This window comes from Rhizobacter sp. (assembly GCF_035702065.1).
Lineage (GTDB): Bacteria > Pseudomonadota > Gammaproteobacteria > Burkholderiales > Burkholderiaceae_C > Rhizobacter.
In genome coordinates this window covers 1-14,010 of the sequence record NZ_DASSRA010000412.1, presented here as the reverse complement: position 1 = coordinate 14,010, position 14,010 = coordinate 1, and the positions used below count along the sequence as shown (strand labels likewise).

Sequence of the window (14,010 nt, the reverse complement as noted above, 5' to 3'; positions counted from 1 at the left end):
TGACCTTCACCTGCGTGCCTCCGGGCAACGGCACCCGTGCCGGCGTGGCACGCACAGGCGGCAGCAAGCTCGACCGCGACTGATCTTCGCGATCCGTCCTCCAGCCCCCGCCGGCCATGCCCGCGGGGGCTTTTTTCATGCGGGCCTCGTCGCACCAAGCCGGTTCGTAGAATCGCCGCGATGAGTTCCCCTCCACTGGCTGCGGGTGCAGCGGCACCCCACCGGGCCATGTGGCCCGGCCTGGCCTTCGCGATCCTCGGCGCGATCGCCTTCTCCGGCAAGGCCATCATCGTCAAGCTGGCCTACCGCTACGGCGTGGATGCGGTCACGCTGATCATGTACAGGATGCTGTTCGCGCTGCCGATGTTCCTGCTGCTCTCGTGGTGGGCCGGGCGCGGCAAGCCGGCGCTCACGCGGCGCGACTGGCTGGTGGTGAGCGGCCTGGGCTTCAGCGGCTACTACCTCGCGAGCTTTCTCGACTTCGCCGGCCTGCAGTACATCACCGCCGGCCTGGAGCGACTCATCCTCTACCTCAATCCGACGCTGGTGCTGGCGCTGGGCGTGGTGCTGTTCAAGCAGAAGGTGACGCGCCCGCAGCTCGTCTCGCTGGCGGTGAGCTACTGCGGCGTGCTGCTGGTGTTCGGCCACGAGGTGTCGCTGCTGGGCAGCGACGTGGCGCTGGGCGCAGCGCTGGTGTTCGGCAGCGTGGTGAGCTATGCGCTCTACCTCATCTACAGTGGTGAAGAGGTCAAGCGCCTGGGCGCGCTGCGCCTCACGGGTCTCGCGACCTCCGTGGCCTGCGTGCTGTGCATCGCGCAGTTCTTCATCCTGCGGCCGGTGGCGGCCATGGCGGTGGCGCCGCAGGTGATCTGGCTCTCGGTGCTCAACGCCACGCTGTGCACCTTCTGCCCGGTGCTGCTGGTGATGATGGCCATCGAGCGCATCGGCGCGCCCATGGCCACGCAGGTGGGTATGTTCGGTCCGTTGTCGACCATCCTGATGGGCGTGCTGATCCTTGGCGAGCCCTTTACGGCGTGGATCGCGGCGGGCACGGTCTTGGTTCTGGCTGGCATCTGGTTGCTGGCGAAATGGAGGTAAGGCTATGGATCTCGGAATCGCAGGCAAATGGGCGCTGGTGTGCGCGGCCAGCAAGGGCTTGGGAAAAGGGTGTGCGCAGGCGCTGGTGAAAGAGGGCGTCAACGTCGTCATCACGGCGCGTGGTGCCGAGGCGCTGGAAGCCACGGCCGCCGAACTGCGGGCCATGAAGGGCGGTGAGGTGCGTGCGGTCGCCGGCGACATCACCACGCCCGAAGGTCGCGCTGCGGCACTCGCCGCATGCCCGCAGGTCGACATCTTGGTTAACAACGCCGGCGGCCCGCCGCCGGGTGACTATCGTGACTGGGATCGCGAGGCCTGGATCAAGGCGCTCGATGCCAACATGCTCACGCCCATCGAGCTGATGAAGGCCGTGGTCGACCCGATGATGACGCGCGGCTTCGGGCGCATCGTCAACATCACCTCGGCGGCGGTGAAGGCGCCGATCGACATCCTGGGCCTGTCGAACGGCGCACGCTCTGGCCTCACCGGCTTCACCGCCGGCCTCGCCCGCAAGACGGTCGCCAAGGGCGTCACCATCAACGGCCTGCTGCCCGGCCCTTTCGACACCGACCGCCTGCGCGTCACGATGCAGGGCGCGGCCAAGGCCGGTGGCGTGAGTGTGGACGCCATCGCCGAGCAGCGCCGCAAGCAGAACCCTTCGGGCCGCTTCGGCACGGCCGAGGAGTTCGGCGCGATGTGCGCCTTTCTCTGCAGCGTGCATGCCGGCTACATCACCGGCCAGAACATCCTGATGGACGGCGGCGCCTACCCCGGCACGTTCTGATCGTTCGCGCGGCGCCGGCGCCGCTCGATGATGCGCACCAGCTGCTCCTGCGTGAAGGGCTTGGCGACGTAGTCGTCCATGCCCGCGGCGAGGCAGGCTTCGACGTCGCCCTTCATCGCGTTGGCAGTGAGCGCGACGATGGGCAGGCGCTGCGCCTCGTCGGTACCCTGGCTGCGCTCGTGCTCGCGCAGGCGGGCCGTGGCCTCGAAGCCATCGGTGCCCGGCATCAGGCAGTCCATGAGCACCAGGTCGAAAACTCCGTCGCGTGCGGCCTGCACGGCTTCGTCGCCGTCACCGACCACCAGCACCTCGTAGCCGGCCATGCGCAGCATCTGCGCGGCCACTTCCTGGTTCACGGGGTGGTCTTCGGCCAGCAGGATGCGCGCGTTGCGGCTGGCCACGGGCGCGGGCACTGCAGGCGAAGCCACAGGGTGCGGTGCCACCTCGGTGTGGGCCAGCAGGTCGATCAGGGCGCGCCGCAGCTCCAGCTTGCGCACCGGCTTGGAGAGCCAGCGCGACAGGCCCAGCCGTGCCAGGCCCACGCTCGGGATGTCGAGGCCGGCCGAGCTGAGCATGATGATCTTCATCTCGTCGAACTTGGTGTTGGCGCGGATACGCTCGCTCAGGGCCAGGCCGTTCATCTCGGGCATGTGCACGTCGAGGATGGCCAGGTCGTGCACCACCGGACGGTGCTGCAACAGGTCGAGCGCCTGCAGGCCGTTCGTGGCGGTGTCGACCCGCAGGCCCCAGGCGGTGAGCTGGTGGCGCAGGATGTCGAGGTTGGTGGGGTTGTCGTCCACCACCAGCACCTGCAGGCCGTGCAGCGCGGCGGCTTCTCGGTCGGTGAGGGTGGGCGCGTCGGGCACCAGGCGCATCGGCAGGGCGAACCAGAAGCGCGAACCGTTGGCGAGTTCGCTCTCCAGCAGCAGCTTGCCGCCCATCATGGCCACCAGCTGGCTGGAGATGGCCAAGCCCAGGCCGGTGCCGCCGTGGCGCCGTGTGCGTGTGCCGTCGCCTTGCGTGAAGGCCTCGAACACGCGCACCTGGTCGGCCGCCGAGATGCCCGGCCCCGAGTCGGACACCGAGAACTCGACCAGCGCCGCGTGGTTGTGCGCCGCGCTCGAAGCCGGCAGCTTGGTGACCGAGATCATCACGTGGCCACGCTCGGTGAACTTGATGGCGTTTCCCAGTAGGTTCATCAGCACCTGTCGCAGCCGGGCCGCATCGCCGAAGGCGCGGATGGGCAGGTCGGGCGCCATCTGGCAGATCACTTCCAGGCCCTTGGCGTGGGCCTGCACCGCCAGCAACTCGGCCACGTCGTAGGCCACCTCGCAGGGGTTGAAGGGCAGCGACTCCATCTCGAACTTGCCCGACTCGATCTTGGAGAAGTCGAGGATGTCGTTGATCACCCCCAGCAGCGCCTGGCCCGAGCGGTGCGCGCTGTCGGCGAAGCGGCGCTGCTGGTCGTTGAGCGCGGTGCCCAGCAGCAGCTCGGTCATGCCCAGCACACCGTTCATCGGTGTGCGGATCTCATGGCTCATGTTGGCGAGGAACTGCGACTTGGCCTGGCTGGCCGTCTCGGCCGCTTCCTTGGCGGCCTGCAGGTCGCGCGTGTCGCGGGCCTTCTCTTCGGCCGCACGCTCCATCTGCAGCCGGATGCGAAACCCATAGGCCAGCATGCCCAATGTGATCGCGACCATCAGCACCGCGCTCAGCGTTTCGAGCTTGCGCGAGCGCTCGACCGAGGTGGCGAGCAGGTCGAGCTGCGTCTTCTGGATGTTGCGAGCCGTCAGCCCGACGTTGCGAATGCTCTCCTGGATGTAGGCGTAGTGCCGGTCCGCCTCGGCCATGCTGCGTGTGGCGGTGTCGAGCCGCTGGCCGGCGTAGTGCGCAAGGGTCTGCTCGGCCTGGTCGAGCATGCGGCGGGTGGCCAGCTCGGTGTTCTCCAGGCCATTCAGCATGAGTTCGCGCTCGGCGGCGACGGGATGCGCGTCGAACAGCTTGCGCGAGCGGGCCAGGCGCTCGCTGAACAGCGCCACGGCTGCAGCCAGCCGCTGGCGCTCGTGCTCGACCTTGCCCGAGGCGAAGATGTCGTTGGCTGGGGCGTTGACGTCGCCTGCCGCCTGCCGCAGGTCGGAGAGCGACCCCAGCCGCGCGGCCCATTCCTTGTCGGCCTCGATCGACTGCGCGAAGCGGTCGTTGACCTGCATGCCGAGGTACTGGTCCAGCCCCACCACCATCAGGATCAGCGTGGCGGCCATGCCGTAGAGGATCTGCCACAAGGGGCGGCTTGGTGCCGGGACGGGGAGCGCCGCCGGTGCCGGCGGTGTTGTTGTGTGCATGTCAGGCTTTGGCGGGCCGCGATGTCACGAGGATACCTGCCGCAATGAACACGAACGCAATGACGTGATACCAGCGGGGCGACTCGCCCAGCCAAGCGGCCGACAGCAGGGCCGCGAAGATGGGTGTGAGGTTGTTGAAGAAGGCCGCGATGGCCGGCCCGACGGTGGCCACGCCTTCGCCCCAGAAGCGGTAGGCCAGCACCGAGGGGCCGATGGCCACGTAGGCCAGCGCCGCCAGCACCCCCATCGACCACTGGATCGGTGCCGGATGCACCACCGCCTCGACGCCCGCGGCCGCACCGGCAAAGGCCGCGCCGAAGAGCACCTGCACCAGCAGCATCTCCGCCCAGCCCCAGGGCGGACGGGCCTCGCCTTGCATGTGGGCGGGTGGGCGGGCCAGCAGCCAGCTGTACCAGGCCCACAGCGCCAGCGCGAGCAGCATCAGCAGGTCGCCGGGCAGCAGGTGCAGGGCCAGCAGCACCTCCAGCTGCCCGCGCGAGACCACCAGCACCACGCCGACCAGCGACAGCAGCGCACCCAGCACCTGGCGGCGTGTCGGGTGCTCGCCATAGAGCAGCGCGCCCAGGCCCAGCATCCACAGCGGCATGCTGGAGATGATGAGCGCCACGTTGAGCGGTGTGGAGGTCTGCAGCGCAAGGTACTGCAATCCGTTGAAGCTGCCCACGCCCAGAAAGCCCAGCAAAGCCAGATAGGGCAGGCGGCGGCGGATGTCTTGCGGGCGCTGGAACAGCCGCCAGCCCAGCGGCAAGAGGATCAGCAGGGCCACGGCCCAGCGCATGGCACTCAAGGCGAGCGGCGGGACGATGCCCACCAGTGAACGACCCACCACCGCGTTGCCCGCCCACAGCAGGGGCGGCAGCGTGAGCAAGAGGATGACGCGGGGCGTGAGGGCGGGAGAGGTCATCCCCCGAGTGTGCCGTCTTGGTGCACGCCCCGTGCGTGCTCAGCCTTTCGGCAATGTCCCGACCACACCCTGCACGAACCAGTTCATGCGCGACAGCGTGGCGTCGTCCATCACCCCATCGGCCTGGCGTACGGTGCCGGCGTTGTCGACCAGCTGGCCGGAGAAGGGCTTGAGCTTGCCCGACACGATGTCGGCTTCACGCGCCTTCACCAGTGCCACCACATCGGCCGGCACCGCCGGCGAGAACGGCGCGAGTGCGACGAAGCCATCCTTGATGCCGCCCCACACCGGCTCGGCCTTCCAGCTGCCGCGGATCACCGCCTCGGCCACGCGGGTGTAGTAGGCACCCCACTGCGGCGTGACCGCAGTGAGCTGCGCATCGGGCGCGAACTTGCGCATGTCGCTCTGGTACGAGATCACGCGCACGCCCTTGCTCTTGAAGTAGGACTGGGCGGTTTGCGGCACGGCGGCCGAGCCGCTGTGGTTGGTGAGCACGTCGGCACCCTGGTTGATGAGCGTGACGGCGGCTTCGCGCTCGCGCGCCGGGTCGAACCAGGTGTTGAGCCACAGCACCTTCACCTGCGCATTCGGGTTGGCAGCGCGCATGCCGAGCGTGAAGGCGTTGATGCCCTGCAGCACCTCTGGCACCGGGAAGCCGGCCACGTAGCCGGCCACGCCGCTCTTGCTCATCTTGCCGGCCAGCAGGCCCGCGAGATAGCGGCCTTCGTAGAAGCGGCCGTTGTAGGTGTTGAGGTTCTTGGCGGTCTTGTAGCCGCCGGTCTGTTCGATGGCGACGTCGGGGAACTCGGCCGCCACGCGCAGTGCGGGCTCCAGGTAGCCGAAGCTGGTGGCGAAGATGAGCTTGGTGCCGCGCGAGGCCAGGTCGCGCATCACGCGCTCGGAGTCGGCGCCTTCGGCCACGTCTTCGACGGCGGTGGTGACCACCTGTTTGCCCAGCGCCTTCTCCATCTGCAGGCGGCCCTGGTTGTGCTGGTAGCTCCAGCCGGCCTCGCCGATGGGGCTCACGTAGACGAAACCGACCTGCAGCGGTGGCTTGGCCGGGGTCTGAGCAAAGAGTGGGGCGGACGCGGCCGCGAGCATCGCGGCCAACAGGCCGCGGGCGAGGTTTTTGAACATGGTGTTCCTCTACATGGCCCCGGGGTTCAAAAGCAAACCGCCTGCGGGGGCACGCAGGCGGCAAGTGGCGTGATTGTCGCAGATCGCCCCTGCCAACCGCGTCACGACTAAGCTCATTCCGAAGCCGTATTTGCGGCGCCTCAGGGCAGCGGCTACGGTCAGGCCTTGATTCCAGACCGAAAGGGTTCCCATGAACAAGACCACCCGCCGCCTCGTCGCACTCGTGCTGACGGCGGTCACCTCGCTCGCCGTCCACGCGGCCGACCTGCTCGATGCCGTCAAGTCGCGTGGCACGCTGCGCATAGCGGTGGAGGGCACCTACCCACCCTTCAACTTCAAGGACAAGGGCGAGCTCAGCGGCTTCGACGTCGACGTGGCCAGGCTCGTGGCCGCCAAACTGGGCCTGAAGCCCGAGTTCGTGACCACCGAGTGGAGCGGCATCCTCGCCGGCCTGTCGGCCGGCAAGTACGACGTGATCGTCAACCAGGTGGGCGTGACCGACAAGCGGAAGGAAGCCTTCGACTTCACCGAGCCCTACACCATCTCGGCCCCGCAGCTCATCGTGCGCCGCAACGAGACTCGGTCCTTCAAGAGCCTGGACGATCTGAAGGGCAAGAAGCTCGGCGTGGGCCAGGGCACGAACTTCGAGCAGAAGGCCAAGGCGGTAGCTGGCGTGGAGGTGCGCAGCTACCCCGGTGCACCCGAGTACCTGCAGGACCTGGTGGCCGGCCGCGTGGACGCCGCCCTCAACGACAGCCTGATGGTGTCCTACCTCGTCAAGACCTCGGCCCTGCCGATCCGCCCGGGCGAGCCGGTGGGTGAGGCCGAGCGCTCGGCCATCCCGATCGTCAAGGGCAACCCGCAGTTCCTGGCGGCGCTCAACAAGGCTCTGGCTGATTCGTTCAAGGACGGCAGCTTCAAGGCCGTCTCGGTCAAGTGGTTCGGCGTCGACGTGAGCAAGCCGCCGGCTGCGCGATGATGCGGCGCTGAGCGCCGCCTTTCCCGGCCATCCCCGCGCGAGCGGGGATTTCTTTTTCCAGGACCCACGCCATGGAACTGTTCGACCTGCTGCGCGAGGCCGCGCCCACGTTGCTCAAGGGTTGCGGCTACACCTTGCTCTTCGCGCTGTCGGCCATGGTGGGCGGCAGCGTGCTGGGCTTTCCGCTCGCCATCGCGCGTGTGCTGCCCTCGCGCGTGCTGCCGCGCGTGGCGGCCGCCTACGTGAGCCTGATGCGCGGCACGCCGCTCCTGGTGCAGGTGTTCGTCATTTACTACGGGCTGCCCAGCATCGGCATCGAGTTCTCGCCGGTCGTGGCCGGCACACTGGCGCTGAGCCTGAACGCGGCGGCCTACCTGTCGGAAACGCTGCGCGGTGCGCTGATCGGCGTGTCGCGCGACCAGTGGGCCGCCGGTTCCAGCCTGGGCTTGAGCTACGGCCAGACGCTGCGCTACGTGGTGCTGCCGCAGGCCCTGCGGGTGGCGGTGCCCGGCATGAGCAACACGCTGATCAGCCTGATCAAGGACACCTCGCTGGTATCGGTGATCACCGTGACCGAGCTGATGCTCGCCACCAAGGAGGTGATCGCGACCACCTTCCGGCCCTTGCCTTTGTATCTGGCGGCGGCTGGGATCTACTGGCTGCTCAGCGCCACCTTCGAGCGCGGGCAGGCGCGGCTGGAGCGCCGGCTCAACCGGGCGCACCAGCGCTGAGGGCGGCTAGGCCGCGGCGAAGGCCGCGTCGAGCTGCTTCTTCCAGGCGTGCTTCTGGTCGTCGGTGGCGAAGCTCGCCTCGATGCTGTTGTGGGCCAGCACGTAGGCCTGCTTGGCGCCCAGCTGCGGCAGGGCCTCGAAGGTCTCGATGAAGTTCTGGTTGATGTAGCCGCCGAAGTAGGCCGGGTCGTCGGAGTTGACGGTCACGCACAGGCCGGCTTCGAGCAGGGTGGCGATGTTGTGCTCGGCCATCGTGCCGAAGACGCACAGCTTCACGTTGGACAGCGGGCACACCGTGAGCGGCATGCGCATCGCCGCCAGGCGCAGCACCAGGCGCGGGTCTTCGAGGCAGCGCACGCCGTGGTCAATGCGCTCGACCTTGAGCAGGTCGATCGCGTCCCAGATGTAGTCGGGCGGGCCTTCTTCGCCCGCGTGCGCCACCACGTGCAGGCCGAGCGCGCGGCAGCGCTCGAACACGCGGGCGAACTTCTCGGGTGGGTTGCCGCGCTCGCCGCTGTCCAGGCCCACGCCGATGAACTGGTGGTGGTAGGGCAGCGACTCTTCCAGCGTGGCGAAGGCAGCCTCTTCGCTCAGGTGGCGCAGGAAGCACATGATGAGCGCGCTGCTCACGCCCAGCTCGCGCTCGGCAGTGCGGCTGGCGCGCGCGAGGCCGTTGATCACCGTCTCGAAGCTCACGCCGCGCTCGGTGTGGGTCTGCGGGTCGAAGAAGAGCTCGGCGTGTACCACCTTGTCGGCGGCGGCGCGGCGGAAGTAGGCCATGGCCATGTCGAAGAAGTCCTCTTCATGGATCAGCACGCTGGCGCCGGCGTAGTAGATGTCGAGGAAGCTCTGCAGGTCGGTGAAGGCATAGGCCTTGCGCAGCGCTTCGACGCTTTCGTAGGGAATGGCGATGTTGTTGCGCTTGGACAGCTCGAAGATCAGCTCGGGCTCCAGCGAGCCTTCGATGTGGATGTGCAGCTCGGCCTTGGGCATGGCGCGCAGCAGGGCGGGCAGGCGCTCGCGCGGGATGGCGGCAACGTGGTCGGGGATGGTGGTGGTCATCAGCACACTCCAAAGGTGATGCCGCTCGTCTGCAGGTGGCGGCGGTAGGCGGCGGAGCTTCGGTCGGCGGCGCAATGCACTTCACCGCCGCTCAAGGGCAGGCATTTCGGGTTCTGCGATTCGAGCACCGGTTGGTCCTGCTGGAAGATGGTGTTCTGGAAGGCACGCAGTTCGTCGTCGCTGGAATCGAAGTCGGTCACGGCGAGGCGGAACCACACGCGGCTTCGCTCCGGGTCGATGGGGCAGACGAAGAGGCCGATCACGTCCTGGTAGCCGTCTTGCGCCTGCGGCAGCTTGGTGAGCTGCGCGGTGTACGGCGCGGTGAGTTCGTAGCGGTACTCGACCCGGCTGCCCTGGGTGGACAGGCGGTTGCTCTGCGGCTGCCAGGCCTCGCAGCCGTGGGCGATGAAGCCGTGCGCCGTGGGGTCGATGCGGTAGTCGGGCAGGCCGGTGTGGGCGCGGTCGCCCAGCCAGCCTTCGTGCACGAAGCCGAAGTGCGCCAAGTCGAGGAAGTTCTCGACGATCCGCGGTGCACTGGACGCGACGTCATACGGGCCGCACAGCAGCTTGCGCAGACGCGCGTCGTGCTCGGCGTCGAAGGCTGGCGGCAGGCTTAGCGATGGCTGCAGGCGCACCCACACCAGGCCGTGCGCCTCGTGCGCCTCATGCGTGCAGGCGGTGTGGGTGCCGGGTGGAACGAAGTGGGGCAGGGCCGGGATCACGCGGCACAGGCCCTGGGTGGTGAACTGCCAGCCGTGGTACGGGCACTCCAGGCGCGAGCCGGCCTCGGTGTGCAGCACGCGGCCGAGCGACAGCTTGGTGCCGCGGTGCGGGCAGCGGTCGGCCCAGGCGTGTGCCACGCCGGCAGCGTCACGCCACAGCACCAGGTCGTGCGAGAGCAGGCGCACGGGCAGCGGCGCGTCATCGGCGAGCGATGCGCTGTCTGCCACGGGGTGCCAAAGTGTCTCTTCGATCATGCTTGCGATTGTCAAATGAACGGAGGCCGCACAGGGCGGCCTCCGTCAAGTCAGGCAGGGCCGTGGCTTACTTCGCGCCAGGCACCTTGCCTTCCACACCCTTCACGTAGAAGTTGACGCCACCGAGGAACTTGTCGTCGGCGACCTCGTCCTTCTTCAGCAGCTCCTTGCCGTCGTTGCCAACCAGCGGGCCCTTCCAGATGACGAAGCTGCCGTCCTTCAGGCCGGCCTTGATGCCTTCGACCTTGGTCTTGATGTCGGCCGGCACCTTGTCGGAGATGGAGACGATGTCGATCGCGCCTTCCTTCACGCCCCACCACACGCTGCCGGTGGCCCACTTGCCTTCGAGCGCGTCGCTGGTGGCCTTGATGTAGTAAGGCGCCCAGTTGATGATCGACGAGGCCAGGTGCGCCTCGGGCGCGTAGGCCGACATGTCGCTGTCCCAGCCGAAGGCGTACTTGCCTGCCTTGCCGGCGGTCTTGAGCACGGCCGACGAATCGGTGTTCTGGAACAGCACGTCGGCGCCGCCGTTGATCAGCGACTGCGCGGCTTCGGTTTCCTTCGGGGGATCGAACCACTTGTTGACCCACACCACCTTGGTCTTGATCTTCGGGTTGACCGACTGAGCACCGAGCGTGAAGCTGTTGATGTTGCGCACGACCTCGGGGATGGGCACCGAGCCCACGATGCCCAGCGTGTTGCTCTTGGTCATCGCACCGGCGATCACGCCGGCCATGTACGCGCCTTCATAGGTGCGGCTGTCGTAGGTGCGCATGTTCTCGGCCGTCTTGTAGCCGGTGGCATGCTCGAACTTCACGTCCTTGGCTTCGGGGGCGACCTTGAGCATGGACTCCATGTAGCCGAAGGTGGTGCCGAAGATCAGCTTGTTGCCCTGGCTGATCATGTCGCGGAACACGCGCTCGGCGTCGGCGGCTTCGGGCACGTTCTCGACGAAGCTCGTGACGACCTTGTCGCCGAACTCCTTCTCGACTGCCTTGCGGGCGTTGTCGTGCGCGAAGGTCCAGCCGCCGTCACCCACCGGGCCGACGTAGGCGAAGGCGATCTTCAGCGGCTCGGGCTTGGGCGCGGCGGCCGATGCGGCGGCCACGGGAGCCGGGGCCGCCGGCGCGGCAGCCTCTTCCTTCTTGCCGCAACCCACCAACGCGGCAGCGGCTGCGAGGGTGCTCCACCCTGCGAAGCGCAGCAGGGCACGTTTGGATCTTTGGGTCATGTCTTCTCCAGATGAAAGGTCATCACACTAAGGATTCGGGCGCTCGTGTGGAGCGCCTCGGATTATCAACTCCCAGGAAAGAACGGCTTGCCCAGCGAGGCCGGCATGTTCACGCGTATCCAGGTGGCGTTGCGCGAGATCAGCACCAGCACCACGATGGTGGCGAGATACGGCAGCATGGTCAGCAACTGGCTCGACACCTGCACGCCTTCGCCTTGCAGGTGGAACTGCAGCATGGTCACGCCACCGAACAGGTAGGCCCCGAGCAATACCCGTGCCGGGCGCCAGGTGGCGAAGGTGGTGAGGGCCAGCGCGATCCAGCCCTTGCCGGCCACCATGCCCTCGACCCACAGCGGCGTGTAGACCACCGAGATGTAGGCGCCCGACAGGCCGCACAGCGCGCCGCCCACCATCACGGCGGCCAGGCGGATGCGGCGCACCGGGTAGCCCAGGGCATGCGCCGACTCGGGCGATTCGCCAATCGCACGCAGCACCAGCCCGGACCGCGAGCGGTAGAGGAACCAGGCCAGCGCGATGGTCAGCGCGATGGCCAGGTAGACCATCACGTGCTGGCGGAAGAAGGCCGGCCCGATGAAGGGGATGTCTGCCAGCCCGGGGATCTGGAACTGCGGCCGCTCGGGCAGCTTCTCTTGCGTGTACTTGATGCCCACGAAGGCCGAGAAGCCCGCGCCGAAAAGGCTGAGCGCGAGGCCGGTTGCGTACTGGTTGGTGTTGAGCCAGATCACCAGCAGGCCGAAGGCGGCCGCCAGCACCGCGCCGGCCAGCGCGCCGGCCGCGAGCCCGGCCCATTCGTTGCCGGTGTGGATGGCGACCGCGAAGCCGGCGATGGCCGCCACCAGCATCATCCCTTCGGCGCCCAGGTTGACGATGCCGGCGCGCTCGTTGATGAGCAGACCCAGCGCCGCGAAGGCGATCACGGTGCCCGAGTTGAGCGTGGCGGCGAGCAGGAGGGCGAAGGCATCCATCAGTGGCTCCCCGCTGCCGCAGGGCGTGAAGGCACCCAGCGGATGCGGTAGTGGATCAGCGTGTCGCAGGCCAGCAGCGTGAACAGCAGCAAGCCCTGGAACACGCCGGTCAATGACTTGGGCAGGCCCAGGCGCGATTGCGCCAGCTCGCCCCCGATGTAGAACATGCTCATCAGGATGGACGAGAACACGATGCCGCCCGGGTGCAGCCGCCCGACGAAGGCCACGATGATGGCCGCGAAGCCGTAGCCCGCCGGCACGTGCGGCGTGAGCTGGCCGAGTGGCCCGGCGGCTTCGAGCGCACCGGCCAGGCCGGCCATGCCGCCCGAGAGCAGCAGCGCCGTCCACAGCGCCTTGCGTGACGAGAAGCCTGCGTAGCGCGCCGCGGCCGGCGCGAGGCCGCCCACCTGCAGCTGGTAGCCCGAGTAGCTGCGGAACAGGAACAGCCAGAACAGGCCCACCGACAGCAGCGCGATCAGGAGGCCGATGTTCACGCGGAACCCGCTGAAGAGCTTGGGCACCTGCGTGACGGCGAGGAAGTTGATGGTCTGCGGGAAGTTGTAGCCGCCCGGGTCCTTCCACGGGCCGTAGACGAGATAGCTCAGCACCATCTCGGCCACATAGACGAGCATCAGGCTGACCAGGATCTCGCTCGCGTTGGCCTTGTCGCGCAGCAGCGCCACGATGGCGGCCCACAGCATGCCGCCGAACACGCCAGCGAGCAGGATGGGCAGCACGATCCAGCGGCTCGTCCCTTGATCGGCCATCATCGCCACGCCGCTCGCGAAGATGGCACCGAGGATGAACTGCCCTTCGGCGCCGATGTTCCACACGTTGGAGCGAAAGCACACCGCCAGGCCCAGTGCGATGAGCAGCAGCGGCGTGGCCTTCATCGCGAGTTCGCTGAGCGCGTACCAGCTCTTCACGGGCTCGACGAAGAAGGCCTGGAGGCCGCGCAGCGGGTCCTTGCCGAGGATGATGAAGAGCACCACGCCGATGGCCACGGTGATGGCCAGCGCCAGCAGCGGCGACAGCAGCGACATCACCCGGCTGGGCTCGGGCCGGGCTTCAAGCTTGAGCATGGGCACTCTCTTTCTTCTTGTCCTTGTTGCCGTCCCACAGGCCCGACATCCATTCGCCGATCTGCGGGATGGTGGCCTGGTTGGTGGCAATGCTCGGCGACATGCGGCCTTGCGCGATCACGTGCAGCCGGTCGCTGATCTCGAACAGCTCTTCCAGCTCTTCGCTCACCACCAGCACGGCGCAGCCGGCGTCGCGCAGCTTGAGCAGCTCGCCGCGGATCTGCGCCGCCGCGCCCACGTCCACGCCCCAGGTGGGCTGAGAGACGATCAGGAGCTTGGGGTTGGCGTCGATCTCACGGCCGACCAGGAACTTCTGCAGGTTGCCGCCCGAGAGGCTCTTGGCCGCCGCGTCCGGCCCGCCAGCCTTGACGTTGAAGCGCTGGATCAGGTGCCGTGCCAGGTCGGCCACCTTCTGCGTGGCCAGCCAGCCGCCGCGGCCCACCGCCTCGGTGCGCGTGAGCAAGGTGTTCTGCGCCAGCGACAACGTGGGCACGGCGCCGCGGCCGAGGCGCTCTTCGGGCACGAAGTGCAGGCCGGCCTGGCGCCGCGCCTGCGGCCGCTGCTGGCCGATGGGCTTGCCGAAGAGCTGGATGGCGCTCGGCTCGGCGCGCGTGTCCTCGCCCGAGAGCGCGGCCATCAGCTCCTGCTGCCCGTTGCCCGAGACGCCGGCGATGCC

The 14,010-nt window shown here is 68.0% G+C and carries 13 protein-coding genes; 4 read left to right on the top strand and 9 right to left on the bottom strand.

The features are described 5' to 3' along the window. Positions 1-180: 180 nt before the first annotated feature. Complete coding sequence (locus VFL64_RS18180; protein ID WP_489541789.1) at positions 181-1,098, top strand: DMT family transporter; 918 nt, start codon at positions 181-183, stop codon at positions 1,096-1,098. A 4-nt stretch (positions 1,099-1,102) separates the two neighbouring features. Continuing rightward, on the top strand, positions 1,103-1,882 hold the full coding sequence (locus VFL64_RS18175) for an SDR family oxidoreductase (protein WP_489541788.1): 780 nt from the start codon (positions 1,103-1,105) through the stop codon (positions 1,880-1,882). On the opposite strand, the gene VFL64_RS18170 is transcribed toward VFL64_RS18175, so the two are convergent. The 3 genes from VFL64_RS18170 to VFL64_RS18160 form a co-directional block, all read right to left on the bottom strand. Next, complete coding sequence (locus tag VFL64_RS18170; RefSeq protein WP_489541787.1) at positions 1,864-4,164, bottom strand: response regulator; 2,301 nt, start codon at positions 4,162-4,164, stop codon at positions 1,864-1,866. The genes VFL64_RS18175 and VFL64_RS18170 overlap by 19 nt on opposite strands. A 61-nt stretch (positions 4,165-4,225) precedes the next feature. Then, positions 4,226-5,149: a DMT family transporter gene (locus VFL64_RS18165; RefSeq protein WP_489541786.1), complete on the bottom strand. Its 924-nt coding sequence runs from the start codon at positions 5,147-5,149 to the stop codon at positions 4,226-4,228. Positions 5,150-5,188: 39 nt separating this feature from the next. Then, positions 5,189-6,286: a BMP family ABC transporter substrate-binding protein gene (locus tag VFL64_RS18160; protein ID WP_489541785.1), complete on the bottom strand. Its 1,098-nt coding sequence runs from the start codon at positions 6,284-6,286 to the stop codon at positions 5,189-5,191. Between the two features lie 190 nt (positions 6,287-6,476). On the opposite strand from VFL64_RS18160, the gene VFL64_RS18155 reads away from it, so the two are divergent. Next, positions 6,477-7,265, top strand: a complete 789-nt coding sequence (locus tag VFL64_RS18155; RefSeq protein WP_489541784.1) for a cystine ABC transporter substrate-binding protein — start codon at positions 6,477-6,479, stop codon at positions 7,263-7,265. Positions 7,266-7,336: 71 nt separating this feature from the next. Further along, complete coding sequence (locus VFL64_RS18150) at positions 7,337-7,996, top strand: amino acid ABC transporter permease (protein WP_489541783.1); 660 nt, start codon at positions 7,337-7,339, stop codon at positions 7,994-7,996. A 6-nt stretch (positions 7,997-8,002) separates the two neighbouring features. On the opposite strand, the gene VFL64_RS18145 is transcribed toward VFL64_RS18150, so the two are convergent. The 6 genes from VFL64_RS18145 to VFL64_RS18120 all read right to left on the bottom strand — a co-directional run. Further along, positions 8,003-9,058 carry an adenosine deaminase gene (locus VFL64_RS18145; RefSeq protein ID WP_489541782.1) on the bottom strand — a complete coding sequence of 352 codons (1,056 nt, stop codon included), beginning with the start codon at positions 9,056-9,058 and terminating at the stop codon, positions 8,003-8,005. Beyond that, a complete protein-coding gene (locus tag VFL64_RS18140) occupies positions 9,058-10,035 on the bottom strand; it encodes a Rieske 2Fe-2S domain-containing protein (protein WP_489541781.1) in 978 nt (325 codons plus the stop codon). The genes VFL64_RS18145 and VFL64_RS18140 overlap by 1 nt, the downstream gene beginning before the upstream one ends. Positions 10,036-10,102: 67 nt before the next feature. Beyond that, the gene (locus tag VFL64_RS18135) at positions 10,103-11,266 is read right to left on the bottom strand and encodes a BMP family ABC transporter substrate-binding protein (protein WP_489541780.1); all 1,164 of its coding nucleotides are present in this window, start codon (positions 11,264-11,266) and stop codon (positions 10,103-10,105) included. Positions 11,267-11,331: 65 nt separating this feature from the next. Then, positions 11,332-12,252, bottom strand: coding sequence for an ABC transporter permease (locus tag VFL64_RS18130; RefSeq protein WP_489541779.1), 921 nt, complete (start codon positions 12,250-12,252; stop codon positions 11,332-11,334). Further along, positions 12,252-13,334 carry an ABC transporter permease gene (locus tag VFL64_RS18125; protein ID WP_489541778.1) on the bottom strand — a complete coding sequence of 361 codons (1,083 nt, stop codon included), beginning with the start codon at positions 13,332-13,334 and terminating at the stop codon, positions 12,252-12,254. The genes VFL64_RS18130 and VFL64_RS18125 overlap by 1 nt, the downstream gene beginning before the upstream one ends. After that, the coding region (locus VFL64_RS18120; protein ID WP_489541777.1) for an ATP-binding cassette domain-containing protein at positions 13,321-14,010 on the bottom strand (690 nt) is incomplete at its 5' end. The genes VFL64_RS18120 and VFL64_RS18125, both read right to left, overlap by 14 nt.

Excerpts from the sequence above, each read along its gene's own strand:
- VFL64_RS18140 (WP_489541781.1), bottom strand. The coding sequence starts at position 10,035 with ATGATCGAAGAGACACTTTGGCACCCCGTGGCAGACAGCGCATCGCTC.
- VFL64_RS18125 (WP_489541778.1), bottom strand. The coding sequence starts at position 13,334 with ATGCTCAAGCTTGAAGCCCGGCCCGAGCCCAGCCGGGTGATGTCGCTG.
- VFL64_RS18150 (WP_489541783.1), top strand. The coding sequence starts at position 7,337 with ATGGAACTGTTCGACCTGCTGCGCGAGGCCGCGCCCACGTTGCTCAAG.
- VFL64_RS18175 (WP_489541788.1), top strand. The coding sequence starts at position 1,103 with ATGGATCTCGGAATCGCAGGCAAATGGGCGCTGGTGTGCGCGGCCAGC.
- VFL64_RS18135 (WP_489541780.1), bottom strand. The coding sequence starts at position 11,266 with ATGACCCAAAGATCCAAACGTGCCCTGCTGCGCTTCGCAGGGTGGAGC.
- VFL64_RS18180 (WP_489541789.1), top strand. The coding sequence starts at position 181 with ATGAGTTCCCCTCCACTGGCTGCGGGTGCAGCGGCACCCCACCGGGCC.
- VFL64_RS18165 (WP_489541786.1), bottom strand. The coding sequence starts at position 5,149 with ATGACCTCTCCCGCCCTCACGCCCCGCGTCATCCTCTTGCTCACGCTG.
- VFL64_RS18145 (WP_489541782.1), bottom strand. The coding sequence starts at position 9,058 with ATGACCACCACCATCCCCGACCACGTTGCCGCCATCCCGCGCGAGCGC.
- VFL64_RS18160 (WP_489541785.1), bottom strand. The coding sequence starts at position 6,286 with ATGTTCAAAAACCTCGCCCGCGGCCTGTTGGCCGCGATGCTCGCGGCC.
- VFL64_RS18155 (WP_489541784.1), top strand. The coding sequence starts at position 6,477 with ATGAACAAGACCACCCGCCGCCTCGTCGCACTCGTGCTGACGGCGGTC.
- VFL64_RS18130 (WP_489541779.1), bottom strand. The coding sequence starts at position 12,252 with ATGGATGCCTTCGCCCTCCTGCTCGCCGCCACGCTCAACTCGGGCACC.